Origin of the sequence: Bacillus sp. 7884-1 (assembly GCF_002272245.1) — a bacterium.
In the GTDB taxonomy this organism is placed as follows: Bacteria; Bacillota; Bacilli; order Bacillales; family Cytobacillaceae; genus Neobacillus.
The window spans coordinates 1-24,636 of the sequence record NZ_NPDD01000020.1 but is presented as its reverse complement, the minus strand read 5'-3'; the positions used below and the strand labels follow the sequence as shown (position 1 = coordinate 24,636).

General features: G+C 37.2%; 26 protein-coding genes and 1 pseudogene. 17 read left to right on the top strand and 10 right to left on the bottom strand.

Annotated features, from left to right (window positions below; genetic code table 11):
• Positions 1-223 precede the first annotated feature (223 nt).
• Positions 224-1,276, bottom strand: a complete 1,053-nt coding sequence (gene selD / locus CHI06_RS02915) for a selenide, water dikinase SelD (RefSeq protein WP_095246925.1) — start codon at positions 1,274-1,276, stop codon at positions 224-226.
• 205 nt (positions 1,277-1,481) lie between these two features.
• Between selD and CHI06_RS02910 the strand changes: the two are divergent.
• Positions 1,482-1,667, top strand: a pseudogene (locus CHI06_RS02910) (Rdx family protein); the annotation flags it as partial.
• A gap of 98 nt (positions 1,668-1,765) precedes the next feature.
• On the opposite strand, the gene CHI06_RS02905 reads toward CHI06_RS02910, so the two are convergent.
• On the bottom strand, positions 1,766-2,158 hold the full coding sequence (locus CHI06_RS02905; protein ID WP_095246923.1) for an Hsp20/alpha crystallin family protein: 393 nt from the start codon (positions 2,156-2,158) through the stop codon (positions 1,766-1,768).
• 96 nt (positions 2,159-2,254) lie between these two features.
• Here CHI06_RS02905 and selA point away from each other — a divergent pair, with 96 nt between their 5' ends.
• Complete coding sequence (gene selA / locus CHI06_RS02900; RefSeq protein ID WP_095246922.1) at positions 2,255-3,661, top strand: L-seryl-tRNA(Sec) selenium transferase; 1,407 nt, start codon at positions 2,255-2,257, stop codon at positions 3,659-3,661.
• A gap of 61 nt (positions 3,662-3,722) precedes the next feature.
• Here the strand turns inward: selA and CHI06_RS02895 are convergent, their stop codons facing one another.
• The gene (locus tag CHI06_RS02895; protein WP_179292521.1) at positions 3,723-3,863 is read right to left on the bottom strand and encodes a small acid-soluble spore protein P; all 141 of its coding nucleotides are present in this window, start codon (positions 3,861-3,863) and stop codon (positions 3,723-3,725) included.
• 116 nt (positions 3,864-3,979) lie between these two features.
• Here CHI06_RS02895 and CHI06_RS02890 point away from each other — a divergent pair, with 116 nt between their 5' ends.
• The gene (locus CHI06_RS02890; RefSeq protein ID WP_095246921.1) at positions 3,980-4,258 is read left to right on the top strand and encodes a hypothetical protein; all 279 of its coding nucleotides are present in this window, start codon (positions 3,980-3,982) and stop codon (positions 4,256-4,258) included.
• A 43-nt stretch (positions 4,259-4,301) separates the two neighbouring features.
• On the opposite strand, the gene sspO is transcribed toward CHI06_RS02890, so the two are convergent.
• Positions 4,302-4,451 carry a small acid-soluble spore protein O gene (gene sspO, locus CHI06_RS02885; protein ID WP_045521763.1) on the bottom strand — a complete coding sequence of 50 codons (150 nt, stop codon included), beginning with the start codon at positions 4,449-4,451 and terminating at the stop codon, positions 4,302-4,304.
• Positions 4,452-4,806: 355 nt separating this feature from the next.
• On the opposite strand from sspO, the gene acnA reads away from it, so the two are divergent.
• The 4 genes from acnA (at position 4,807) to abc-f (ending at position 10,929) form a co-directional block, all read left to right on the top strand.
• Positions 4,807-7,518, top strand: coding sequence for an aconitate hydratase AcnA (acnA, locus tag CHI06_RS02880; protein WP_095246920.1), 2,712 nt, complete (start codon positions 4,807-4,809; stop codon positions 7,516-7,518).
• A gap of 105 nt (positions 7,519-7,623) precedes the next feature.
• Positions 7,624-7,992 (top strand): DnaJ family domain-containing protein, encoded by a 369-nt coding sequence (locus CHI06_RS02875; RefSeq protein ID WP_095246919.1) that lies wholly within the window; start codon positions 7,624-7,626, stop codon positions 7,990-7,992.
• Between the two features lie 25 nt (positions 7,993-8,017).
• Positions 8,018-8,974 (top strand): phosphotransferase enzyme family protein, encoded by a 957-nt coding sequence (locus CHI06_RS02870; RefSeq protein WP_179292520.1) that lies wholly within the window; start codon positions 8,018-8,020, stop codon positions 8,972-8,974.
• A 254-nt stretch (positions 8,975-9,228) separates the two neighbouring features.
• The gene (gene abc-f, locus CHI06_RS02865) at positions 9,229-10,929 is read left to right on the top strand and encodes a ribosomal protection-like ABC-F family protein (RefSeq protein ID WP_179292519.1); all 1,701 of its coding nucleotides are present in this window, start codon (positions 9,229-9,231) and stop codon (positions 10,927-10,929) included.
• Positions 10,930-11,034: 105 nt separating this feature from the next.
• Here the strand turns inward: abc-f and CHI06_RS02860 are convergent, their stop codons facing one another.
• On the bottom strand, positions 11,035-12,066 hold the full coding sequence (locus CHI06_RS02860; protein ID WP_095246916.1) for an NAD-dependent epimerase/dehydratase family protein: 1,032 nt from the start codon (positions 12,064-12,066) through the stop codon (positions 11,035-11,037).
• Positions 12,067-12,210: 144 nt separating this feature from the next.
• Between CHI06_RS02860 and CHI06_RS02855 the strand changes: the two genes are divergently transcribed.
• The 9 genes from CHI06_RS02855 to CHI06_RS02815 all read left to right on the top strand — a co-directional run bounded on the left by CHI06_RS02855 (position 12,211) and on the right by CHI06_RS02815 (position 18,660).
• Positions 12,211-12,999, top strand: a complete 789-nt coding sequence (locus CHI06_RS02855) for a class II aldolase/adducin family protein (protein WP_095246915.1) — start codon at positions 12,211-12,213, stop codon at positions 12,997-12,999.
• A 138-nt stretch (positions 13,000-13,137) separates the two neighbouring features.
• A complete protein-coding gene (locus CHI06_RS02850) occupies positions 13,138-13,671 on the top strand; it encodes a redoxin domain-containing protein (protein ID WP_095246914.1) in 534 nt (177 codons plus the stop codon).
• Positions 13,672-13,822: 151 nt separating this feature from the next.
• Positions 13,823-13,954, top strand: a complete 132-nt coding sequence (locus tag CHI06_RS02845; protein WP_034672833.1) for an FbpB family small basic protein — start codon at positions 13,823-13,825, stop codon at positions 13,952-13,954.
• Positions 13,955-14,021: 67 nt separating this feature from the next.
• Positions 14,022-14,165: an acid-soluble spore protein N gene (locus tag CHI06_RS02840; RefSeq protein ID WP_045521758.1), complete on the top strand. Its 144-nt coding sequence runs from the start codon at positions 14,022-14,024 to the stop codon at positions 14,163-14,165.
• A gap of 138 nt (positions 14,166-14,303) precedes the next feature.
• Positions 14,304-14,519, top strand: a complete 216-nt coding sequence (gene tlp, locus CHI06_RS02835; protein ID WP_095246913.1) for a small acid-soluble spore protein Tlp — start codon at positions 14,304-14,306, stop codon at positions 14,517-14,519.
• Positions 14,520-14,639: 120 nt separating this feature from the next.
• Positions 14,640-16,985: an AAA family ATPase gene (locus CHI06_RS02830; RefSeq protein WP_095246912.1), complete on the top strand. Its 2,346-nt coding sequence runs from the start codon at positions 14,640-14,642 to the stop codon at positions 16,983-16,985.
• A gap of 4 nt (positions 16,986-16,989) precedes the next feature.
• A complete protein-coding gene (locus CHI06_RS02825) occupies positions 16,990-17,418 on the top strand; it encodes an acyl-CoA thioesterase (RefSeq protein ID WP_095246911.1) in 429 nt (142 codons plus the stop codon).
• Positions 17,419-17,442: 24 nt separating this feature from the next.
• Positions 17,443-17,733 carry a hypothetical protein gene (locus tag CHI06_RS02820; RefSeq protein ID WP_095246910.1) on the top strand — a complete coding sequence of 97 codons (291 nt, stop codon included), beginning with the start codon at positions 17,443-17,445 and terminating at the stop codon, positions 17,731-17,733.
• Between the two features lie 18 nt (positions 17,734-17,751).
• Positions 17,752-18,660, top strand: coding sequence for a Gfo/Idh/MocA family protein (locus CHI06_RS02815; RefSeq protein ID WP_095246909.1), 909 nt, complete (start codon positions 17,752-17,754; stop codon positions 18,658-18,660).
• Between the two features lie 51 nt (positions 18,661-18,711).
• Here CHI06_RS02815 and CHI06_RS02810 read toward each other — a convergent pair whose 3' ends face one another.
• The 5 genes from CHI06_RS02810 to plsY all read right to left on the bottom strand — a co-directional run bounded on the left by CHI06_RS02810 (position 18,712) and on the right by plsY (position 22,365).
• A complete protein-coding gene (locus tag CHI06_RS02810) occupies positions 18,712-19,005 on the bottom strand; it encodes a HesB/YadR/YfhF family protein (protein WP_095246908.1) in 294 nt (97 codons plus the stop codon).
• A gap of 70 nt (positions 19,006-19,075) precedes the next feature.
• Positions 19,076-19,831 carry a CPBP family intramembrane glutamic endopeptidase gene (locus tag CHI06_RS02805; RefSeq protein WP_179292518.1) on the bottom strand — a complete coding sequence of 252 codons (756 nt, stop codon included), beginning with the start codon at positions 19,829-19,831 and terminating at the stop codon, positions 19,076-19,078.
• Between the two features lie 41 nt (positions 19,832-19,872).
• Complete coding sequence (locus tag CHI06_RS02800; protein WP_095246906.1) at positions 19,873-21,024, bottom strand: CapA family protein; 1,152 nt, start codon at positions 21,022-21,024, stop codon at positions 19,873-19,875.
• Between the two features lie 462 nt (positions 21,025-21,486).
• Positions 21,487-21,663, bottom strand: a complete 177-nt coding sequence (locus CHI06_RS29610; RefSeq protein WP_179292517.1) for a hypothetical protein — start codon at positions 21,661-21,663, stop codon at positions 21,487-21,489.
• Between the two features lie 114 nt (positions 21,664-21,777).
• Positions 21,778-22,365: a glycerol-3-phosphate 1-O-acyltransferase PlsY gene (plsY, locus tag CHI06_RS02795; protein ID WP_095246905.1), complete on the bottom strand. Its 588-nt coding sequence runs from the start codon at positions 22,363-22,365 to the stop codon at positions 21,778-21,780.
• Between the two features lie 158 nt (positions 22,366-22,523).
• Between plsY and CHI06_RS02790 the strand changes: the two genes are divergently transcribed.
• Entirely contained in the window at positions 22,524-24,263 is a 1,740-nt protein-coding gene (locus CHI06_RS02790) for a glycosyl hydrolase family 18 protein (RefSeq protein ID WP_095246904.1), read from the top strand.
• Positions 24,264-24,636: the final 373 nt, after the last annotated feature.

The window sequence follows — 24,636 nt, the reverse complement described above, 5'->3', positions numbered from 1 at the left end:
TAAGTGTTCTAATAGAAATAGATGACCTGATTCAATCGGGCATCTATTTTTTTTTATGTTTCAAAATGGTCATTTTGGGTATATTTTAGATTTTTATATAGCTAATTGTAAAAGCTGTACGGTTTATTGTAGGAACTGTAGGGTTATTTGTAAATGCTGTATGGTTTATTGTATGAACTGTACGGTTTTTATAAAAAAACAACGTGGCATGCGCGCCACGCTGTTATCTTTTCGCATAAATTAATTTCTCTTTCTTTTCGGTAACCCTGCCAACAATAGCAGCATGCAGTTTTCCTGCTGAATGAAGATTGTCCACATATTGAACAGCTTCTTCTTCACTCATAGAAACGAGCAGCCCCCCAGAAGTGATAGCATCACATAGAACTAACTGTTCCTCAGAAAGCAAGTCTTCATATTCAACATCTTCGAGTATCCATTTGTGATTTGACTTTGATCCACCTGGAACCACTCCAGCTCTCGCTAACTCTAATGCACCTTCAAGAATTGGAACCTTAGAGTAGGAAATCTCAAAGCTCACATTACTTCCGCGTGCCATTTCACTGCTATGTCCTAACAAGCCAAAGCCTGTTACATCCGTTACAGCATGAGGATGATAGTTCATTAAAATTTTTGCAGCCGTCTTATTTAACTCAGCCATTGTTTCTGTGACAATTTGTTCTTGTTGAGGTGTTACCACACTCCGCTTAATCCCTGTAGTGATAATACCAACACCTATCGGCTTTGTTATAACCAATACATCTCCGGGCTTCGCTCCAACATTCTTCCAAACCTTATCTGGATGAACAATTCCCGTAACAGAAAGACCAAATTTAGGCTCTTGATCATCAATGGAATGACCTCCAACGGTAAGTGCTCCAGCTTCCTTTACTTTATCTGCTGCACCGCGGAGAATATCTGAAAGCATCTCTGCACCAAGCTTCTTTATTGGGTATGCTACAATATTTAAGACCGTTTTTGGTTCTCCACCCATTGCATAAACGTCACTTAATGCGTTAGCCGCAGTAATCTGTCCAAACATATATGGGTCGTCCACGATTGGAGTAAAGAAATCGACCGTTTGAATTAAGGCAATCGAATCCGTTAGTTGATAAACACCTGCATCATCTGAAGTTTCATGCCCCACTAGTAACTCTGGAACAGGGTCTTGTTTTGGTAATAGGCGCAAAACTTGCGCTAGGTCCTCAGGACCAATTTTACATCCTCAGCCTGCTTTAGTTGATAAAGAGGTTAGGCGTATTTTCTCTTGCTCACTCATAAATCCACCTCCATTTATTAGTATAACTCTTTCCATTTAAAATCGCACATACTAGATATAAGCAAAAAATTTGCTAGGAAAAAATCCTTACGATAAAATGTTTTTACTATGTCAATGTAGGAAATAGATTTATATACACGGAGGAGTTAAAATGAACAACTATCATGTAATTGTAGAATTTTGCATGCAATGAAACTACGCACCAAAAGCCGCGAGTTTCGCGGAAGAACTTTTTACGCACTTTAATCGAAAGATTGGAAAAATGGAACTAATCCCTGTATCAGGCGGAGCATTTGAAGTAACTGTCAATGGAGAAAAGATTTATTCCAAACTCGATACGGGTGTATTTCCTGACACCGAGGATATCATTAACATAATATCAGAAAAATAAACATAGCCCTCATATCAAAATAAGATATGAGGGCTTATTGTTTTTTATAATGATATTATGTTAACTGACTGATGAAAAATCATGCCTTAAGATAAACCTTAGGGCAGTGTGATAAAGCAATTTTTCCCTAAACCTTTCTCAGATTTTGATATAAGAACCTCTAATATTCCATTAATATAATTGGCTGTTACTTTTTGATTAATAACCTGAAAGGGGAACTGAATAGTCCGAACTCTTTTTTGTTGATTAGAGGGAGTGGAAGATTTATCAGCAGTAATAATCAGTTTCTTATCTTCTATAAAAACTTTAATTTCAGAGCTGTTATACTCGTTAAGCAATGCCTCAACAATCCATTCTTGATCAGTTTCGTATAAATCGATTCGAAATTGAGTCAAATCATCATGGGTAGTTAGAGGATCAAGGCAGTAGTTTTCCAACCATTTTTCCACAAGGTCAAAATCAATTGGCTGTATATTTTTTTTCGATTTCATAACGATCCCCCTTGCTCGGTTTATTTTATTCATTCCGAATGAAAATGTGAAATGGTATAATAGGAATAAAGTAGGAATAGTAAAGGAGTTTTTGTAGTGAAGGAATGGTTACGTTCAATTCCAGCTGTCCATGAATTGCAAAATCATGAACAGTTCGAAGCTCTCCTTAGGGAGAATCATCTAGATGTTACTCAGCTGACAAAACAGTTAAAAGAAGCTGTCGATCAAATTAGGATGTTACTATTAAATGGAGACTGGAATGGTGCAACTCCAGGCACCAAACAATTTATAGATGAAGTTTTTCAACGATTAGCTGTAAATATAAAAAAACAATTTTCTTATACAATTGAAAAAGTAATCAATGGTACTGGAACGATCCTTCATACAAACCTTGGGAGAGCAAGGTTAAGCGATAATGCTATCAGTCATGTAGTGGAAACAGCGCAAAATTACTCCAACCTCGAATATAAGCTAAATGAAGGGGAGCGCGGTTCCAGACATAGCCATGTAGAAGCTCTGCTTAAAGAAATTACCGGTGCAGAAGCAGTAATGGTCGTCAACAATAATGCTGCTGCCGTTTATCTTGTATTAAGAGCGCTTGCAGAAAATAAAGAAGTCATTGTATCAAGAGGTCAGTTAGTAGAAATTGGCGGTTCATTCCGTATTTCCTCTATTATGGAAGAAAGCGGAGCGAAATTAATCGAAGTCGGAACAACAAATAAAACTCATTTATATGATTATGAAAAAGCGCTTAATCCTGAAACGGCGATTGTCATGAAAGTACATACAAGTAATTTTAAAGTGATTGGTTTTACCAAATCAGTGGAAACCGAAGAACTCATACAGCTTACAAATCGTGCTGAAGATGTTATTTTTTATGAAGACCTTGGCAGCGGTGCACTATTTGACTTTAGAAAACACGGAATCGGCGAAGAACCGGTAGTAAAAGAGATTATTACTATGGGTGCGGATATTGTTACCTTTAGTGGAGATAAGCTGCTGGGTGGACCTCAAGCTGGAATTATTGCTGGGAAAAAGAAAATTATTGATCGTTTAAAAAAACACCAATTAGCCCGAGTAGTTCGGGTCGATAAAATGACTTTAGCAGCACTCGAAGGGACGTTAATTGATTATGCACGTGGGGAAAAGGGCGTCCAAAACATTCCCACCATCCGTGATTTATTAGTTTCTATCGAAGAATTAGACGAAAGATCGAAGAGGTTTGTTACAAACTTGTTACAAGGTACAGAGTATTTTCAGGCGAAAATTTTCCCTGGTACAAGTCAAGTTGGCGGGGGAACGATGCCGGACGTTCAACTTCCAACCATGGTTATTTCTTTAAAACACCATGCCCTTACTGCAGAACAAGTAGGAAGAAAATTGAGAACAGAATTCAAACCAGCCATTATCGGACGAATTCAAAAGGATGAGTTTATCATCGACCTAAGAACCGTAACAGAGGAAGAAGAAAAGCTTTTGGTTCAATCATTAATACAATTATAAATCTAACCCCCTCTACGGTCTAGAGGGGGTTAGAACTATTTCTTTGGTCACAAAGTTTTAATTACATATCATGGTGTGAATTGTGTTTTTGGCGTGTATGGTTGCGATTCTTTACTTTTTTTGATCCACTCATTGGCTCAGGCTGGCCAGATATCTTTGGCTGATTTCTTCTCATATCCTTGCCGTCGTTTTTGTTCACCATTTTTTCATCCCTCCTATAATAATAGGATGTAATGCTGAAGAGTTTTTATGCTGAATAATTTGCTATTCCGCTGTGCAATTTAACGTTATAGAAACGTGAGGGGAGTGAAACAGTCAATGGTGGATATTGATCGATTTCCATATAATAAGGATAAACAGCAGGCATTTCAAGCTGCCCAGCAAGGATATGAAGAAGCTCAAGGACTTGCTGCAACCATTATTAGTGATAGTGCAAGTTACGGTCATCAATTGAAGCATTTAAAAGAAGAAGTAAATGAAGCGTATCAACAAATTGAAAATGCTCTTGAAGTAGCTTCTGAACACCAACGCGCCCAGCTTGAGCGCTTTCAACAGGATTTGGAAAACATTGTTGCAGAAGTAAATCTTCCAGAATAAGAACAAGGCTAAAAAGCAGGGGGTAACTCCTGCTTTTTTACAATTATTGATTTTTCTTCCGTTTTTTATTGTTCATTTTTTCCTTAATGGTTAAAGGTTCGTTCGCCATTTCCTCGTTAAATCCTGCTCCTTGACCCTGACCTTTAGCAGCATTTGCGCCCGGAATAACATGATTTGACTTTCTTCTTTGCATACCATTCACCTCCTATGAGAATTCTGTAGAATTCTCACTGATAGTGTTAATATTTCCTTTTAAGGGAAAATAAATGACAAGAAAAAAGTTTTTTGAGATAATAAATATGTACGCAATTCTAATCTTTATGACTATTCAGTTATACGCCGTTATAAGATTTTTCTAAATATTTAGAACATTATACATAAATACCATAAGAAAAACTTATCAATTACAATAACTTTCTTGTTATTTACTTATGTACAAGGTTGTATTAAGATTAGAATTGTGAGAAAAGTAGGGATGGATAGGAATATTCAAACTTTTCAACTTTTCGTTAATTTTAGTTAATGATGACGAATGAGGGGGTTTCACTATGGTGAAAAATGATGTATTTAACGCACGTACTTCCTTCGAAGTAAACGGTAAACGTTATCACTACTACCGCTTAAGTGCACTTGAAGAGGCTGGTATTGGCAAGGTTTCTAAATTGCCATATTCCGTAAAAGTATTACTTGAATCTGTGCTTCGTCAATATGATGGCCGTGTCATCGCAAAGGAGCACGTTGAAAACTTAGCAAAATGGGGAACAGATGAACTTAAAGAAGTAGATGTTCCATTCAAACCGTCACGTGTTATCCTACAAGATTTCACTGGTGTTCCAGCAGTCGTTGACCTTGCTTCATTAAGAAAAGCAATGGCTGACCTTGGCGGCGATCCTGATAAAATTAACCCAGAGAAAACAGTTGACCTTGTTATTGACCACTCCGTACAGGTTGATGCATACGGTTCTGCTGACTCTTTACGTGTCAACATGGATTTAGAATTCGAACGTAATGCAGAGCGTTACCAGTTCCTAAGCTGGGCTCAAAAATCATTCAATAACTATCGTGCAGTTCCGCCTGCAACGGGTATCGTACACCAAGTTAACCTTGAGTACTTAGCAGATGTTGTTCATGTTTCAGAAAATGCTGAAGGTGAATTAGAAGCATATCCAGATACCTTAGTTGGTACTGACTCACATACAACTATGATTAATGGACTAGGCGTTCTTGGATGGGGCGTTGGCGGTATTGAAGCAGAAGCAGGAATGCTTGGACAGCCTTCATACTTCCCAGTACCTGAAGTAGTAGGGGTTAAGTTAACAGGTGAGCTTCCAAATGGCGCTACTGCAACTGACCTTGCTTTAAAAGTAACTCAAGTACTTCGCAGCCAAGGTGTAGTTGGTAAATTTGTTGAGTTCTTCGGTCCTGGAGTATCTGTACTTCCATTAGCAGACCGTGCAACAATTGCGAACATGGCTCCTGAATATGGTGCAACATGCGGATTCTTCCCAATTGATGATGAATCTCTTGCCTATATGCGTTTAACTGGCCGTGAAGAAGAGCAAATCAATGTAGTAGAACAATACTGCAAAGAAAATGGATTATTCTTTGATCCTACCCTTGAGCCAGTTTATACAAATGTAGTTGAAATTGATCTTTCTATTATTGAACCAAATCTTTCAGGTCCTAAGCGTCCACAAGATTTGATTCCACTTTCAAAAATGAAAGAAGAGTTCGTAAAGGCAGTTTCTGCTCCACAAGGAAACCAAGGATTCGGCTTACAAGCAGATGAGCTTGAAAAGTCGGCTACAGTTAATTTCCAAAACGGTGACCAAACAACGATTAAAACGGGTGCAGTTGCGATTGCTTCTATCACTAGCTGTACAAATACATCTAACCCATATGTTTTAGTGGGTGCAGGTCTTGTTGCGAAAAAAGCAGTTGAACTTGGAATGGAAGTTCCTAAGTTTGTTAAAACATCATTAGCACCAGGTTCTAAAGTTGTAACTGGATACCTTCGTGATTCTGGATTACTTCCATATTTAGAGGAAATCGGCTTCAACCTTGTAGGTTACGGCTGTACAACATGTATCGGTAACTCCGGCCCATTAAAAGAAGAAATTGAAAAAACAATCGCTGAAAACGATCTATTGGTTACATCTGTACTTTCAGGTAACCGTAACTTTGAAGGACGTATTCACCCGCTTGTAAAGGGTAACTATCTTGCTTCACCACCACTAGTTGTGGCTTATGCTTTAGCTGGTACAGTGAACATTGACTTTGCTTCTGAATCAATTGGTAAAGACAAAGATGGTAACGATGTATTCTTCAAAGATATTTGGCCAACAACTGCTGAAGTAAATGAAGTTGTGAAACGCACAGTTACTCCTGAACTTTTCCGCAGTGAATATGCAAATGTATTCGGAGATAACGAGCGTTGGAACGAGATTAAAACAAGCAATGAGCCATTATATACTTGGGATGAAGATTCTACTTACATTGCAAACCCACCATTCTTTGAAGGGTTATCACCTGAACCAGGTAAGGTTGAACCATTAACAGACCTACGTGTAGTAGCAAAATTTGGAGATTCTGTTACAACTGACCATATTTCACCTGCAGGAGCAATTGGCAAGAACACTCCAGCTGGTAAATATTTATTGGAAAAAGGCGTTCAGCCACGTGACTTTAACTCATACGGTTCTCGTCGTGGTAACCACGAAGTAATGATGCGTGGAACATTTGCAAACATTCGTATCCGTAACCAAATCGCACCAGGTACAGAAGGTGGAGTAACCACTTACTGGCCAACAGGCGAAGTGACACCGATCTATGATGCTTGCATGAAATACAAAGAAAACGGCACTGGACTTATTGTTCTTGCTGGTAAAGATTACGGTATGGGCTCTTCACGTGACTGGGCTGCGAAAGGTACAAACCTTCTAGGCATTAAAACAGTTCTTGCTGAAAGCTTCGAGCGTATTCACCGTTCAAACCTTGTGTTAATGGGTGTTCTTCCACTTCAATTTAAAGAAGGCGAAAGCGCTGAAACACTTGGTTTAACTGGTAAAGAAACAATCGATGTCCAAGTCGGTGAAGACGTAAGACCACGTGATTTACTAAAAGTTACTGCTACTGATGAAGCAGGCAACAAGAAAGAATTTGAAGTGCTTGTTCGCTTTGATTCTGAAGTTGAAATTGATTACTACCGTCATGGCGGTATCCTTCCAATGGTACTTCGCGAAAAATTACAAGAAGCATAATATTCAAACCACCATGCAGCTTTGCATGGTGGTTTTTTACGGGTAATTACATATATATTAGAGAAGACTAAAGTATTTACCTGTAGAGCGAAGGGTGTGATAGGTATGGATTTATTTACAAGAATCGCCGAGGATAAAATCAAGGAAGCCATAAAGAAAAAGGATCTCGATAATCTGCCAGGTATGGGACAGCCACTGGAATTAAAAGATGATTTTCCAGGAATGTCTGAGGAATGGAAAATGGCGTACCGCGTATTAAAAAATGCGGGATATTCGCCTGAGGATGTAAAAAATGAAATTTTTAGAATTGAAGAATTATTAGAAACTGTAACAGATGAAGAAGAGAAAAAACTTTTTCAAGCAAAATTGAAGAAAAAAAGAATGGAACTGGAGAGAATGCTTAAAAAAAGAGGAACGTCAACAATTTCTCGTTTTGGGTGCTATGCAGAAAATATTTTTAACAAATTTAAATAAGGATTATATAGAAAGAGAGAGCAAAATGATTTATGATTCTTTAATACATTTATATGGTCATATAGAAGGTGAACTAGTTCGAATTAATGATGGCTTTAATAACACTGTTTATTCAGCGGGTCCTTTCATATTCAGAGTGACACCTTCCTCTAGACGAACGCAATCGGATATTATTAACGAACTGGCATTTATAGAGGGGTTAAAGGAGAATGGTGTACCCGTATCATTACCCTTAAAATCCGTGCGTGAGAGGTTGGTCGAATCAATCGATGATTACCATTTTGTAGTGGCATTTGAAAAAGCTAAAGGAACACCCATTGATGTCACCGATACTAATGTATGGAATGAAAAACTTTATTTTCATTGGGGAAATCTATTGGGGAAAATGCATAGGACTGGAAAAAAGAGAAAGATAGATCGCCCGATTTGGACAGTGGATCAACCAGATATACTACATCTATTCCCTAAAATCACAACAGAAACTATAGCAAATAAGTACAAACAACTATTAAATCAGTTGGTAAAGTTTCCACAATCTCCTGACCTATTCGGGCTTATACATAACCAAGGTAATCTTTTTGTAAACGAAGGCAGGCTAACACTTTTTGATTTTGATGATTGTGCCTACCATTGGTTTGCTTATGATTTAGCCGCTGCCTTTTATCATGCTTATTGGCAAGCATCATCTTTTACACCCGAAAATAAACAATTCAGCAGGGAGTTCTGGGAGCATTTCTTAATAGGTTATCAGCAGGAACACACAATCAGCAAAGAACTCATTCAGCAAATTCCAATCTTTTTAAAAATTAGAGAGATTTTTTTGTATACTTTATTTTTGGAAAAGTGGGATATGGAAAATTTACAGGATTGGCAGAACTATACTCTTTCCGATTTAAAAAATAATATTGAGAGTGGAAACCAGTATTCAAATGTTAATTTTAGGGAAATGATTGACAATTTCGGTTTAGGTAAAATACAATAAATATAACAAACGTAAAGGAATGGTAAAGAGGAATGAAGTTATAATCTTATTTTTTCAGCACATTTATTCGAATAGCGAAAAATGGTGAACCTGAAGAATAGGATTAGTCTGTCCTTTTTTAGTCCTGAACGTTTATATTTCAATCAAAACATTGTTATTAAGCCTTTTTAGGTTTATTAACGTATGCTTTTTATGAATGTGTAAACGTCTGACTTAAAACACTCTCTTCAGGTTCAATGGAAGGGAGTTTTTTTATGAACAAAAATAATTTATCAATTATAAAAGTAACTGGATTAGAAATGAACTTTAATCTAAGGAAAATCCTAGACAATATTTCTTTTGATATAAAAAACGGCGAAAGAATTGGTCTCGTCGGTTATAATGGCACCGGCAAAACGACATTGGCTAATATCCTTACAGGTAAACTTGCACCTGATAAAGGTGTTATTGAAAAATCACCTGAATTAACGATTGGATACCTTACCCAATCTATTGATTATGAAGGCAGTGATATCTTTTCTATTGATGGAGACTTATTACAGCATTCAAGTGAGTTGGGTCTTAAAAAGGTTTATGAATGGGAAGAGAAGCGTTTAAACCATTTAAGCGGTGGCGAGAAGTTGAAACTCGCATTATCCAATGTGTGGGCTTCCAAGCCAGGATTCTTAATTCTCGATGAGCCGACCAACCACCTTGATTTTCAAGGAATTGAATGGTTGATTGAAGAGTTGCAGAAATTTAAAGGACCCGTGCTGATTATTTCTCACGATCGTCATTTTTTAGATAAAACAGTGACACGTATTTTTGAGATAGAGAATAAAAAGATTAACTTTTACAATGGTAACTACAGTGATTATCAGAAGGAAAAGCAGCATCGACTAGAAACCCAAATCCACCATTATGAGGTTCAACAGCGCAAAAAAGAAGAAATAGAAATGCAAATGGAGCAATTATCGTCCTGGTCCGAGAAAGCTCACAGAGCATCAACTAAACAAGGAAGAGATTTTGGTAATAAAGAATATCACCGGGTAAAGGCGAAAAAACGTGATGCTCAAGTGAAGTCCAAAATGAAACGGCTCCAGAGCGAGCTTGAAAAAAACAAGGTCGACAAACCTCTTGAGGAGACAAAGGTCAAATTTGAGTTTGATACGAAAGGAAATAGAGGTAAAAGGATAATTGAGGCTAAAAGTGTAACAAAGTCGTTTGATGCAAGATCCCTATTCCACAATTCTCATTTTTATATTAATCACGGAGAGCGCATTGGTTTAATAGGAGAAAACGGCTGCGGTAAAACGACTTTAATTAAAATGATACTTGGTGAAACACCCGTTTCCAGCGGTGAGCTTTGGAAAAGTGAATCTTTAAAGGTTGCTTACCTAAGTCAAGATGTTGATGACTTACCAGTTAATAAAACTGCATTAGAGGCATTAGGTTTTACTGACCGAGAAAACATTCTCAAGGCGAGGACATTATTTGCCAATCTGGGATTAAAGGAACAGTTTATTACGAAGCCCATTGGAACTTTGAGTCTCGGAGAGAGAACAAGGGTGAAGTTAGTTGACATGCTTATGAAGGACTATGATGTTCTAATCTTAGATGAACCAACCAATCACCTGGACTTACCGAGCAGGGAACAACTTGAAAAAACACTTAATGAATTCGCAGGTACGATAATTACTGTTTCTCATGATTACTATTTTTTAAATAAGCTGTGTGATAAACTCCTTGTATTCGAGAACCAAAGAATTCAACGTGTGGAAATGAAGCCAGATGAGTATTTTAATAAAACCAAAGGTACTGAACCTACTGATAAAAAAGAAACATTGATGATTATTGAAAATCGAATCGCTACAATCTTGGGTGAATTATCACTAATTGACCAAAAAAATCCTAAATACCCGGAATTAGATTGTGAATTCAACGAACTATTGAAGCAAAAAAGAAAATTAATGTAAAAAGCAAAAAGAGCAGCGTAAACTGCCCTCAAAATGGTCCCTCTAGCAGGGACCATTTCTAATTATCAGCGTTAATTCGATTATATCAGCGATAAACAATTTTTCTTATTTTCTAAACCACAATTCAAGCAATTCTTTCTCCCTATCTGACAGCATTCCAGATTTCCATTCGCTCTCAGCGAGACTACGTTTCCTTTCCCAGTCATATATTTCAGCTAAACTTTCCTCAATAGGACGGAAAGTGAGCCCCCTTTCAATGGCTTTTAAAATATTAACAGTAAAGGCGCCTTTCCAAGGTTCTTTAAGCTCTGGTTCAAGAGGGAACTCATCCGGCACCCAAAGCGGCATTTCCGTCCATGGAGCGACCTTATTATCAAGAAGGAATTTTTCAGAAGCCCAAACGACTTCAGCATTAGAGCCTGTTACCTTTATGCAAGTATCGAGAAAATCTTTCATGGTTAGGTTATAATCAGGTCCGGTTGCATTAAATGTTCCTGTTGTCTCATTCGTCATTAACTTTAATATCCAATTTGATAAGTCTTTATTATCAATCATTTGTACAGGTCTATTTGGATTCCCTGGTGCTAGAACTTTACCGCCTGCTGCAATTCTATTTATCCAATAGGGAATGCGGTCCGTATAATCATTAGGCCCGACCAATTGCCCAGCACGAATATTTGCAACACGCCCAGGCATATTATTCTCGGCAACCACTTCACATAAAGCCTTAAATTGCCCGTAATACTCATAATTTACGCCATTTTTAGAAAGCTCATTTGCTTCCTTTAATGACATTTCATAAACAGGATAAGTTTCATCGAGATTTTCCTGAATCCAATCTTTGTAAACAGAAATACTTGAAATAAAGGTGTAATGCTTTACCCGGTCTTTTAGCAGTTCGGTGGACTTTAAAACTGAGGAAGGAATAAATCCACTTGTGTCCAAAACAGTATCCCAATAACGGCTTTTAAGTTCGTTTAAGTCACCAAAGCGATCACCCGTAATGATTTCAACATCTTTAAACCCTTCATTTTGATTCCCGCGATTAAATATTGTTACCTCATGATTTTGCCATTGAGCAGCCTCGACAAATGTTCTACCTAAAAAGCGGCTTCCCCCTAAAACAAGTATCTTCATAATCCAACTCCTCTCCGTAATTTCATATTAACAAATTTTCATAAGATTGTGGTAATTTAACCTAGGCATAAAACTCTAATATCATTAAGGAGAAGGGTATACTATTATTAATCAATTGTTTTCATAACGGAAAGCAGGGTTTAGATGATTATCGAGATTAAATATAAAAAATTAATATGCGATATCGGAAAACGTGTATATGAAAAGGGCTTCGTTGCAGCCAATGATGGAAATATTTCTGTCCGTATTTGTGAAAATGAGTTTTTAATTACTCCAACCAATGTTAGTAAAGGATTCTTAACCCCAGATATGATTATAAAAGTAGATAGCGATGGGAATGTAATCGAAGGGGATTATACCCCTACTTCGGAAATGAAAATGCACCTGCTTGTTTATCGTGAACGGCCAGATGTTTATGCTGTCTTACATGCTCATCCCCCGTATGCAACTGCCTTTGCGATTGCAGGAATTCCTTTAGATCAGGCAATTATGCCAGAAGCTGTTGTATCCCTGGGGACCATTCCCTTAGCTCAATATGGGACACCTTCTACAGATGAAGTACCAAAGGCCGTCAAAACACATGTCCACAATCATCAAGGGGTATTATTGGAAAACCACGGTGCCTTGACATGGGGGAAGAATTTAGAATACGCTTATTACTTAATGGAATCTTTAGAGTTCACGGCAAAAATTAATTGGATCTCCAGACTATTAAAAGGGGATCGCGAACTTTCCAAAGAAAATGTTGCTAAGCTTATTGATCTTAAAACGATGATGGGATTAGAAGGGGTTTCCCCGAAGGGCGTTGATGTCCCTGAAGGCACTCATGCAAAGAAAGTGACTTCCGTGAATGAACAGACCTTATCAGAAAGAGATATTGACCTGATTGTAGACCGGGTAACAACCAGTGTTCTTAACGCCTTAAATAAGTAATTTGATTTGCTTTTCTAGAATACTTCTACTAAACTGTTTTTAAATTGTCACATATTTGGCATATACAACCTGTATTTCAACTGACTTTATAGTGTAAAATCGATGTAGCATATTATTGAATCAAGGGGGTTTTCGGCTATGGTGAAAAAAGTCATTGCTGTTGTTGCATTAATAGCCTTACTTGGAGTTGCGATTGTTCAGGCTATGGATAAAAAGGCTGAACCCGAAAATGTAAGTCAAGAAGCTGCGAATATGGGTGGTTTAAAAGTCGGGGCAAAGGCACCCGATTTTGAACTTAAAACATTATCGAGAGATACTGTTAAACTATCCGATTTAAAAGGGAAAAAAGTTATGCTCAATTTCTGGGCCACTTGGTGTCCGCCATGTAAAGCAGAAATGCCAGCCATGGAGGAATTTCATAAAGAAGCTGGGGATGAGGTAGTTATTTTAGCCGTAAACATTGACCCACACCTAGATGTAAAAGCTTTTGTAGATGAAAATGGTATTACCTTTCCGATTCCTTTAGATGCTGAAGATAAAGTAAACGAAACCTATCAAGTCCTTTCTATTCCAACCACGTATTTTATCGATACGAAGGGCAATATTGGAAACAAATTTATCGGCGCCATGAATCTCGATGCTATGAAACAATATACCAAGGATTTGAAATAGACATTGGATAAATTAATCCAATGTCTTTTTTTGTTCTAACATAGTAACGCTTTAAAGTATAATTTTCTTTTAATTTTCAAAAAGTTGTAATAATTGAAACCATTTCCGGGCATAATAACTGTTAGAATAGTTAATAAGGAAGGTGATATACATGAGAAAGCCTAGAAAACGTTCCTTTGCAGAACTTGTATCCGAAAATAAAAGTCAACTTTTGAAAGATAGAGCTGCGATGGAAAAAATTGAAATGCGTTTAGAAGAAAAGAGACTTGGAAAAGCAGAGTAACTCACATAGATTACCAATCATGTTCCTCCCTTAAAGCGGGCAAAATGTTTAAGGAGGAGGGATAAACATGAGTAATCCGAAAAGAGATAGTAAACACTTTGCTCCTAACCATATTGGAACAAAAGATAGGGGTTTTGGAGGAAACAAAGGTAAAACCCATCAAGATACATCTGGTAAGCATGCGCAAGTCATCCAAACAAAAGGTGAATAAATAAGTGGTTAAGACTCGTCAGGCATCAGCCTGCGGGTCTTTTTTGTGATTTTTTCCTAGCAGAAATTTTCTGTGATATTTTTTTCAATAAGTTACACACTATATCTGTAACACTACACCACCTAGGAGGGAAATTCTATGACTAATAACAACAAACCGAAACCAGACGACCGTAGTGATAATGCTGAAAAGCTTCAAGCGATGATACATGATACACTAGAAAACATTGAAGCCGCAGAGGATTCAAAGGCATTCACTGATAGCGAAACACAACTACAGCAGATTGACGCGAAAAACGAACGACGCCGGGAAAGTATCGAATCCTACCGCGCAGAAATTAAGGATGAAGTCTAAGCAAAAGTTCCAGGACCTGTTCAATTCGTACAGGTCCTTTATTTATTAAATCTTTGAATTTCGTGTCAATGGTCTTGTTGTGGTAAGATAAAAGGGAAATTTTGAAGAAGAAGTGATCCTATGATACGACAACAAAAGAATCAACCAATTGACCAAACCGAACAGATTACCCAGTGGGAAAAAGAACTGAATGAAAACGGGAGTATTACCAATGAAAATGAGCTATTAACGGCTATTCGAGGCCAATCAAACCCCGTACTTATATCAAAAATGTTAACAATGGCCGCACTTTCACGTTTAACGCGCAAGAACCAAGATACATTAGCTTTTGCTTGGTTACAAAAAGCATTAGATTTACACCCAGATAACGAGATGGCAAAGTCCTATTTCATACAGTACGATTGGAAGAAGAAAAAAGACATTTTAGATATCCTAGAATTTCCCGCAATAAGGGAAACAGATAATCGAACTGCAAAGAAGAAAGTGGCTGAGCAATACATACAAATTTGTCAAAACTTCTTAGCAGAAGCAGATGATCATATAGAGAATCTTACCGATAAGAGGAATCTTGCTGAGGCATTGAGAAATGAACCACTTTCTCTTCAATATAAAAAACTGGTTGATTTGCTTACTGAAGCTATTGAAGTTAACGGGAACTTATTAAAGGCTGCTGAGGAGTATGAGGAATCCATAAAAGGAGTATTTCATACGGCAACCTATTATGAGGACTTAAAACTACATTTGTCCAGCCTCGAAGATATTAAAAAAAACTGGCAGAATCTCTTTATTGTCGCAGAAGACGTCCAACAGGATTCAGAAAATGCCTTGGACCAATTAAATGAAATGATTGGGATGGATGTCGTAAAAAAGCGAGTCAATGATTTTTACCAGTTTTTAAAATACCAAAAGGATCGGAAAGAGCTTGGTTTCCAAATAAAGGATGAATTAAGTCTTAATATGGTTCTGACTGGAAATCCAGGAACAGGGAAAACAACCATCGCCCGTTTATTAGCTAAAATCTATCATGAGCTTGAAGTGCTGCCGCGTCCTGAAGTGATTGAAACTGATAGATCACAGCTCGTAGGGGCTTTTGTAGGTCAAACAGAGGAAAACGTGCGCGCCGTAGTTGAGAAAGCGATTGGCGGGGTACTGTTTATTGATGAAGCCTATAGTTTAAAACGAGAGGGCCAAACTGGAAATGATTATGGGCAAACAGCGGTTGATACTCTTGTTTCGTTAATGACGGGAAAGGAATACGGTGGGAAATTTGCCGTAATTTTGGCGGGATATCCTGATGAAATGCGTATTTTTTTAGATGCTAATCCTGGACTAAGAAGCCGATTTCCTCAATCTAACCTCATTCATTTACCTAATTATTCCAATGAGGAATTAATATCGATTGCTGAAATAATTGCCTCAGAAAACGATTATATCCTTACGGAGGAAGCGAAGATAGAAATTAACCATCGCCTTGATCAGGAACGGGTGGATGATACTTTCGGTAATGCGCGATCCGTTCGCAATATTGTGTTAGATGCCATTTTTAAAAAGGGGTCTGATCATCCGCAATCAAATGAGGATATTCTCACTTACACCTTATTAGACAAAGCGGATTTTAAAATAGAACAGAATGAAAATCGGGAATCTCCGTTTGAAAAGTTAGGTCGGTTAATTGGCTTGACTAAACTAAAAGGTGAATTAGAAACCCTATTTTCCTTTGTTAAAATGCAGCAGTTTAGAAAAGAAAAGAAGCTTCCAACGGTACCCATTCAGCTTCATTCGGTCTTCACTGGGAATCCCGGCACTGGTAAAACCACAGTGGCAAAAATTTATGCAGAGCTCCTGAAAGAATGCGGAATGTTAAAAAGAGGTCATTTAATTGTGGCAAGCAGAGCGGATTTCGTGGCAGGTTATGTGGGTCAAACAGCAGGTAAGACAAAGAAAAAAATCCGCGAGGCTCTTGGCGGAGTATTATTTATTGATGAAGCCTATTCACTTTTAAGCCAAACAGCAGGTGATTTTGGTAAGGAAGTAGTCGACACTCTCGTTGATGAAATGACCAAGCATAATGAAAATCTTGTTGTGGTCCTTGCAGGTTACCCCAATGAAATGGACCGGCTATTAGAGAGCAACCCTGGTTTGCGCTCGAGATTTAAAAAATTCTTCCTGTTTCCTGACTATTCAGCGGAAGAGCTTATTGCGATTATCGAGACATATGTAGATAGCTTTCAATACCAATTAAGTGAAGAAGCAAGAGCTCTTTTGAATCAAAGTATTGAAAATCATACATTCAAAGGGAACGGAAGATTTGCTACCAATTTGGCAGATGAAATGATTCAAGCACAAGCAATGAGGCTTATAGGAGTGACAGAGGAAGAGGAATTATTAGAAAAGGCCATCCATATTGAAAGTGAAGATGTGGAAAAGGCGCTTACTAAATTTCCTTTGATTAGGGAAGGGGAATAGAGAAATGGACAATTTATTTATATCTACAAGAGAGATTCAACTTTTATATGCAGATACGGACATGATGGGAGTCATCTATCATGCCAACTATTTAAAGTATTTTGAACTCGGCAGAAGTGGATTAATTGAGGACCTTGGCTATAGTTATGTAGATATGGAGAATGCAGGGTATTTTGCACCCGTCTATGACATCCAAGCTACCTATAAAAAACCTTTACGTTATGGTGATAGAGGTTTCGTAAAGACTTGGATTGAAAAAAATGACGGGCTTAAAACTGTTTATGGGTATTCCATCATAAATGGAGACGAGGAAGTATGTGCAGAAGGGACTTCGACTCATATTGTTGTCAAAAAGGACAACTTTAGACCGATTGCATTCAAAAAGGCGTTTCCTGAATGGTACCTGAAGTATGAAGAAATAAAGAAGAAGTAACCGTAAGAGTTTTGAGGTGACTATATGGCATTTGGAATCAAAAGACAGGAAGTAATGGAGTGGAAACGAAAAATTGATAAGGGTGAAATCGCATTCTTAACCCACTATTGGCTGGATGATCGTTTTCCAGGCTGTAACACCGTTACTAAGGTAGGCTGCCTAGACCTTGAAAAACTTGCTGAATGGGGAAGACAATATGGGTTACAAAAAGAATGGATTCACCACCGCCGTGACGGCTATTCACATTTTGATTTAATTGGAGAAAAGCAAAAAGAAATACTAGATAAAGAAGGATTACATCACCATATTTGGTGAAAGCAGGGAGATGAAACCATGTTAAAGTTAGGAATTATCGGTCTTGGGGATATAGCGAAAAAAGCTTATTTGCCTGTTTTTAGTAAGCTAGCTGATGTGGAATTCCATCTATTCACAAGAAATACTAACGTTTTAACAGAAATTAGTACTCAATATCGTTTTCCACATACTCATTCTAGTCTTACTTCACTAATAGAATGCGGAATTAAAGGAGCATTTGTCCATTCGTCAACGGAATCTCATGAGGAAATTGTAAGAGAGCTTTTAGAGAATGGTATCCATGTCTATGTCGAAAAGCCTATCACCTATCACTTGGAGACAACCAAGGAACTTGTGGAACTTGCCGAGAGAAAAGGGCTTATCTTAATGACTGGATTTAACAGACGATTTGCCCCATTTTATCAGGCATTGACAGAAATTGAACGACCAAATATGGTTATTTTACAAAAGAACCGCCACGCACTCCCCAGCGATATTCGCTCATTTGTCTATGATGATTTTATCCACGTTTTAGATACGGTGCGTTACCTGTTGAAAGGTGTTGTCCAAGAAACAATCGTTAATGGAAGAGTAGATAATGGGATGCTTTATCATGTAGTCGTTCAATTTATCTGTAAGGACATGACAGGTATCGCGATTATGAATCGCGACAGCGGGGCAGTAGAAGAGAGATTAGAAGTAATGGGAACGAACGAGAAAAGAGTTGTTCATGATTTAGATAAATTAGCGATTTATCGTGATCAAAAGGAAATCGCTCATTCTTTTAACAATTGGGATTCTACTCTTTTTAAAAGAGGATTTGAACAGATTGTTGAAGAGTTTATAAGGGCGGTAGGTAATGGCGGCTTTCCATCCGTTACTGCCAGAGATTCATTACAGACACATGAAATATGCGAGCTAGTTGTCCAACAACTGGAGAACAGGTAATAGAAAAAGCACACATGAAAGTACCATCTTTCATGTGTGCTTTTTTTTTGATTATGCTTTTTTATAATCTAAAACAGGCTCATCATATTTTGCATGATACTCAATGATTAAATCATGGTCATCGAAGTACCATAAGTCTTTTTCTTCAATATAGAAAGTTACCCCGTCTTCGGTTGTCTTTGCTCCAATATCAACGGGTTCATCATTTGATATACCAAGTGAAAACCCACTTTGTACGGTACTACATCCGCCATAACGGACATAGAAACGGACAAAATCACCTGTTTTAAGATTTAGTTCTTGCTTGTACCATGCTGCTGCTTCACTGTTGATTAGGATTTTCATCTGTTTCTCCTTTCAAAATACCTATGATGTTATTATATAATAAATTAAAGGCAATTATCGATGATGTTGCCTATAAAGGAAGTTGAAGCCAGTCATTTAGGTAAAAGAAAATTAATATCAATGTATGGGCGAAAATAGATGGCAAAATGCTTTTATATTTAATGGTGAACAAGGCAAATATGAACCCTAAAAATAGATATACCAGAACTACAGAAATAGAAAATCCAAATATAGTTGTGTTCATCGCAAAGGCAATACTTGTAAACAAAATAGCAGATGTTTCATTTGTTATCTTAATTAATTGTGTTAACAGAATACCTCGCCATATCACTTCCTGCAGAGAGGCATGAATAAGAGTGAAGGTGATAAGAGAAAGGATCCTGTTCAAATCTGATTCACTATTATTGATTAATAAGAAAGTAACACCAACAACAAGAAGTATCAAAATGATATAGGAAAGCTTATTGGTGTTATTTAGCTCTGGTTTATTAAAAAAGAAGCTAATTTTTTTATTGAACTGCTTAATTACATAACATATCGATAGGATAGGGATAAGGAACAATACTTGATTTATGATTACCCTATAGATTGGAATGAACTGATACCCTTCAATAAATTTATCGGTATAAAAGAGAATTAGATTTCCACCAAAAAAGGAAATCATCACCCATGCAAATAAACGATTTTCTTCCTTCAGGAAAGCGAGCAAGAGGAACAGGCCAAGGAGGAACCAAGTAAATAGACTATAGTAACTTCTCGTGAAGAAATAAATTAAAACGATAAACAATATTGATAAAATATATCCTTGATAGTTAATTTGTTTCATTTGAAACTTCCTTCCAATTAAAACGGATAAATGGCCCCGTATTAACGGAGCCATTGGGTCATATGGTCTTTAATTTCCTGGTATTTAGCAGCAGCATTTTGCAATCCGAAGGAACCAGCATTTTCTAATGGTACGACTTGATAATTTTCACTTCGTTGGCTAGAAACATAGGTGGGATAAAAAGCCGGATTTGATAATTCAATTGACTTTCCAGTATTAGATATATGTTTCGTTATTTCAACCGTTGCCATGCCGCCAATATCTTTATAGTCTCTTACTTGTCCTGAAATGAAGTTACCCAATGAATAAATAACAAATGACTTTCCGCCATCTTCCGTATTGATCCATTCCATTGGCTGAAGTACATGGGGATGAGACCCGAAGATGATATCAACTCCTTGGTTCGCAAGGAAATTCGCCAAATCCTTTTGCTCGTTGGTCGGAATTCGTTGGTATTCATTTCCCCAATGGATACTCATAATCACAACATCTGCTTCTTTCTTAGCACGCAGAATTTCGTCACTCATAAGATCAAGATTGATAAGATTAACAAGGAAGTCCTTTCCATCTGGAATGGGTATTCCATTTGTACCATAGGTATAAGATAGAAAGGCTAATTTTATGCCATTTTTATTGATGATTCTTAGTTTTTTGCGATCCTCTTGATTTAGAAAGCTTCCAACATGGGGAAGTCCGATGCTATTTAAATAATCCGTAGCGGAAAGAATACCTCTTTCCCCTTTGTCTAACGTATGGTTGTTAGCAATTGACACAATATCAACCCCCGAATGGACGAGAGCATCTGCGACCTCATGTGGACTATTAAACGTCGGGTAGCTTGATACACCAATGTCAACTCCACCTAACATGCTTTCTTGATTAGCCGTTAGTACATCCGGTGATTCCATCATGCTTTTAACATTTTCGAAGATAGGGTTGAAATTATATTGCGATCCATTATACGCATCCTGATAAACCGTATCATGAATCAAAATGTCGCCGATGGCACCGACAGTTACCTTTTCTGTTAGAGTCCTGCTCATAACAGTCTGCAATCTTGTAGTATGTTCCTTTGCAGGGTGTTTTTTTTCTGCAGCAGCCTGGTTATTATGCTGTTTAATAAGAAGCACCGCAGCAACGATCATACACAAAGAAATGATAATAAAAGACGAAATTATGGCCTTCTTTTTCATAGGTTCTCCTTACTAGTCTGTTTTGAGGCAAAATATTTTCAACCATTCTACCAATACTATAATATATTTATGTGCTATTTTTCGACTTTTTCCTGCAAATTATGAAAAAAAATTAAGGATGTGATAGGTTTGTTCAAGATTACGGAGAGTGCCCGTAGTATATTGGAAGGAATTATCCTGAGAGAAAAGCAATCTCCAAATGAGGAACTACTGGTTCGGTTGAGTATGGGGATTGGCTGAGGAGGACCCAAATTAAATCTGTCTCTGGAAGAGCGGAAAATTACTGGTGATCTACTATTTGAATTTGAAGGGCTTAATATTCTCATACATGAACAGGATTATGTTTATTTTGACCATACTAAACTTGATTATGTAGAGAATGCTCTGGGTAAATACTCATTTACATTATTAAAAGTTTAAAAACGGAGTTTCTACTTTTAGAAACTCCGTTTTTTCTGTTATTTATTCATCCATTTGCTCAAAAAAATCAATTAGTTCGTCAAAATTCTTTGTTACCTTGTAAGGAAATTTTTCTGGTATATCATCCATTAAACACTGATAAAATTCAACCACAAATTCTTGATCTGCAGGTGTTGAAACATCTGTTGAAAACATATAGGTTTGATTAAGGTCAGACATAAAATCCCCTCCATGGGTTCCTTTACCCTTATTTTACTTTACAATGAGGAAGGAAAATGACAGGAAATATGAAATTTTCATGAAAAATGGCTTTAAGGAACCATTTAAGATTCCTTAAAGCCATTTAATTTTAGGTTCCGTTTTATTCATGATTCGCTTTATATTGGTACGGTGTCGATAAATTACAAATGAGGTCAAAAGTGTTACTGCAATAAGAAGGGGAATGTCTCCATCGATTGCAGCATAAATCACAGCACAAATGCCAGCAAGCATGGATGATAGTGATACATATTTTGTTATGTAAAGACTGGCGAAAAAGACAACGAAAATGGTTAAAAACATAAGTGGTGCACAAAACAATAATACGCCTCCAGAAGTAGCTACTGCTTTGCCGCCTCTAAATCCAGCAAAGACGGGATAGGTATGTCCAATAACAGCAAAAACACCAGCGTGTAAAGGATTGATATTATCAAGTCCAAACAATACAGGTAAGGATGCCGCTAACGTCCCTTTTAAGATATCAGCCACAGTAACAGCTAGACCCGCTTTTACTCCTAAGGTTCGAAAAGTATTCGTTCCTCCTAAATTCCCACTTCCATGTTCACGTATATCTGTTTTATAAAAAACTTTCCCAATGATTAAACCTGACGGAATGGATCCTAGCAGGTAGGCTAGTATCAAGACTAAAATAATTTGAACCATCAACGATTTCTCCTTCTATAAATAATGCATGTCCTATTATTTTACCATGTAATGATGAAAAAACACTACCACCGCTTTTAACTATTTCAAAAAGTGCTAAAAAAATTCCTTCTCAATTTTTATTTAATACCGTACGATAGATGTGAGGGGGAAGAACGTTGGCACAAATTGAATACCGTAAGAAGAAATTATTATCACCAAAATGGATCCTAGGAGGATTGATGATCGCAATTTTAATGATTGCATCTTCTATTCTTTTTTTATTATATCCGTTTGCATCTAAGGAAAGATCAACTTACTTTACCGAAAAAAATCCAATCCTTTTTGAAGGAACTCAAAAGGGAAATGCACTACTCGAGGGGGGTTCTATCTTTCTCCCACTTACATTTATGCAAGAGCACATAGATAATTCTATTATTTTTGATGAAAAATCTAAGTCCATCATCATTACGACAACAGATAAAGTCATTCAAATGCCTACAGATTCGTTAACTTTCTTTATTAATAAAAAACCAGTGGATTTGCAGGTATCACCGACTATTTCCAAAGAAGGTCAATTATATGTGGCAATCGATCCGTTGCTGTCCTATTATCCTATCCAATATTCGCTTCTAGAGGAAACGGGTGCTGTTTGGGTACAAAAAAATGGTGATCACTATATTCAAGGAGAAATAACAGCAGAAGATGTTCACCCTGAAAAATTGAGATTACGAACTGAGTCCACATTAAATTCACCATATACTGCGGAAATGTCTAAACAAGAAACCGTCATGATAGAGGCTGAGGAACAGGATTATTATTTGGTGAGAAAAGAAAATGGATTAAGTGGGTACATCAACAAGAAATATGTTAAGAAAAACAAAGAAGTTACGATTACAATCTCACAGAAAAATGAAATATTAGAAATCCCCAAAATTAATGGGCCTATTCAATTAACCTGGGAAGCGGTTTATACCAAAAATCCAGATCATACGCAAATACCTGATATGTTGGGTTTGAATGTAGTGTCTCCATCTTGGTTCGCCTTAATTGGAAACGATGGAAGCACAAGTAATTTAGCATCCTTGGAATATAGTAAATGGGCACAGTCAAAGGGCTATCAAGTATGGGGGTTATTTTCGAATTCGTTTGACCCAGTGCTCACGCATGAGGCGTTAAAAGATTTTGAAACACGGCAAAAGATAATCGTACAGCTGCTTCATTTCAGTCAAATGTACCAATTACAGGGAATTAACTTTGATATAGAAAATGTAAAGCAGGAAGACGGTCCGCTAGTCACTCAATTCATGCGGGAAGCAACACCTTACTTACACGAAGCTGGATTAGTTGTTTCGATGGACATTACCTTTTATGCCGGCGAAAATAATAACTGGTCTTCCTTCTATGAAAGAAGTAAGCTCGCTGGTATTGTAGATTATCTTATTATTATGGCTTATGATGAGCATTCTGGTTCATCTCCGGTTGCCGGGAGTGTTTCAAGTCTGCCTTGGGTAGAGAAAAATCTACAAAACTTGTTGAATGAAGTTCCAAAAGAGAAGCTCATTCTAGGTGTGCCATTATACACCAGACTTTGGAAAGAACAACAAAAAGAGGACGGGACGACCGAGGTTAGCTCTCAGGCTTTGTCGATGACGAAGGTGAAAGAATGGCTTGCGGAGAAAGGATTACAGCCTGCTTATGATGAAGAAAGCGGTCAAAACTATGTAGAATATTATGCGGAAGTGGAGAAGGCAACCTATAAAGTCTGGATTGAAGATGAATTATCATTATCTAAACGTGCAAACCTTGCTTCTACTTACCAACTAGCTGGAGTAGCTGCCTGGTCTAGAAATTTCGGAGATCAGACTGCTTGGACAGCAATAAATATGGACCCTAATAAAGCATTAACACAGAAATAGACCGGCATGCTGGTCTATTTCTTTTCGTTTTCATTTTATATAATATTCTGTCTAAGTTAAGGACATTTAAAGTCAAATTTATTACAAATATATGGAGAATTTTCAAACCCTTTCAATACCGATTGAAAAGAGTTGATATCCCGAAATATAATTTAAGTATAAATTTTTAAAAATGATAATTAAACTCCGATTAAGTCAACTGTGGTACTGATCGGATTTCTTATATTTATCTAAAGGCTGTTTTCGCATTGATTGTTGTTTTCAAATAGTTTTAATTCTAGAAATTAAAAAGGTAGCTGATTAGATCTCGATTGCCTTCGAATTTACCAAACAAGTCTGATTGCGTAAGGAAGATTCACCTTAATCGATGGGA

Bases quoted from the DNA above. Each gene is read 5' to 3' on its own strand.
- CHI06_RS02815 (WP_095246909.1), top strand. From the start codon at position 17,752: ATGTTAAAGTTAGGAATTATCGGTCTTGGGGATATAGCGAAAAAAGCT.
- CHI06_RS02840 (WP_045521758.1), top strand. From the start codon at position 14,022: ATGAGTAATCCGAAAAGAGATAGTAAACACTTTGCTCCTAACCATATT.
- CHI06_RS02805 (WP_179292518.1), bottom strand. From the start codon at position 19,831: ATGAAACAAATTAACTATCAAGGATATATTTTATCAATATTGTTTATC.
- tlp (WP_095246913.1), top strand. From the start codon at position 14,304: ATGACTAATAACAACAAACCGAAACCAGACGACCGTAGTGATAATGCT.
- CHI06_RS02820 (WP_095246910.1), top strand. From the start codon at position 17,443: ATGGCATTTGGAATCAAAAGACAGGAAGTAATGGAGTGGAAACGAAAA.
- CHI06_RS02870 (WP_179292520.1), top strand. From the start codon at position 8,018: ATGATTTATGATTCTTTAATACATTTATATGGTCATATAGAAGGTGAA.
- CHI06_RS29610 (WP_179292517.1), bottom strand. From the start codon at position 21,663: ATGTCTGACCTTAATCAAACCTATATGTTTTCAACAGATGTTTCAACA.
- CHI06_RS02850 (WP_095246914.1), top strand. From the start codon at position 13,138: ATGGTGAAAAAAGTCATTGCTGTTGTTGCATTAATAGCCTTACTTGGA.
- CHI06_RS02860 (WP_095246916.1), bottom strand. From the start codon at position 12,066: ATGAAGATACTTGTTTTAGGGGGAAGCCGCTTTTTAGGTAGAACATTT.
- sspO (WP_045521763.1), bottom strand. From the start codon at position 4,451: ATGCAAAGAAGAAAGTCAAATCATGTTATTCCGGGCGCAAATGCTGCT.
- CHI06_RS02800 (WP_095246906.1), bottom strand. From the start codon at position 21,024: ATGAAAAAGAAGGCCATAATTTCGTCTTTTATTATCATTTCTTTGTGT.
- plsY (WP_095246905.1), bottom strand. From the start codon at position 22,365: ATGGTTCAAATTATTTTAGTCTTGATACTAGCCTACCTGCTAGGATCC.
- CHI06_RS02895 (WP_179292521.1), bottom strand. From the start codon at position 3,863: ATGGTGAACAAAAACGACGGCAAGGATATGAGAAGAAATCAGCCAAAG.
- CHI06_RS02810 (WP_095246908.1), bottom strand. From the start codon at position 19,005: ATGAAAATCCTAATCAACAGTGAAGCAGCAGCATGGTACAAGCAAGAA.
- CHI06_RS02890 (WP_095246921.1), top strand. From the start codon at position 3,980: ATGGTGGATATTGATCGATTTCCATATAATAAGGATAAACAGCAGGCA.
- CHI06_RS02875 (WP_095246919.1), top strand. From the start codon at position 7,624: ATGGATTTATTTACAAGAATCGCCGAGGATAAAATCAAGGAAGCCATA.
- CHI06_RS02905 (WP_095246923.1), bottom strand. From the start codon at position 2,158: ATGAAATCGAAAAAAAATATACAGCCAATTGATTTTGACCTTGTGGAA.
- CHI06_RS02825 (WP_095246911.1), top strand. From the start codon at position 16,990: ATGGACAATTTATTTATATCTACAAGAGAGATTCAACTTTTATATGCA.
- CHI06_RS02845 (WP_034672833.1), top strand. From the start codon at position 13,823: ATGAGAAAGCCTAGAAAACGTTCCTTTGCAGAACTTGTATCCGAAAAT.
- CHI06_RS02830 (WP_095246912.1), top strand. From the start codon at position 14,640: ATGATACGACAACAAAAGAATCAACCAATTGACCAAACCGAACAGATT.
- CHI06_RS02855 (WP_095246915.1), top strand. From the start codon at position 12,211: ATGATTATCGAGATTAAATATAAAAAATTAATATGCGATATCGGAAAA.
- abc-f (WP_179292519.1), top strand. From the start codon at position 9,229: ATGAACAAAAATAATTTATCAATTATAAAAGTAACTGGATTAGAAATG.
- acnA (WP_095246920.1), top strand. From the start codon at position 4,807: ATGGTGAAAAATGATGTATTTAACGCACGTACTTCCTTCGAAGTAAAC.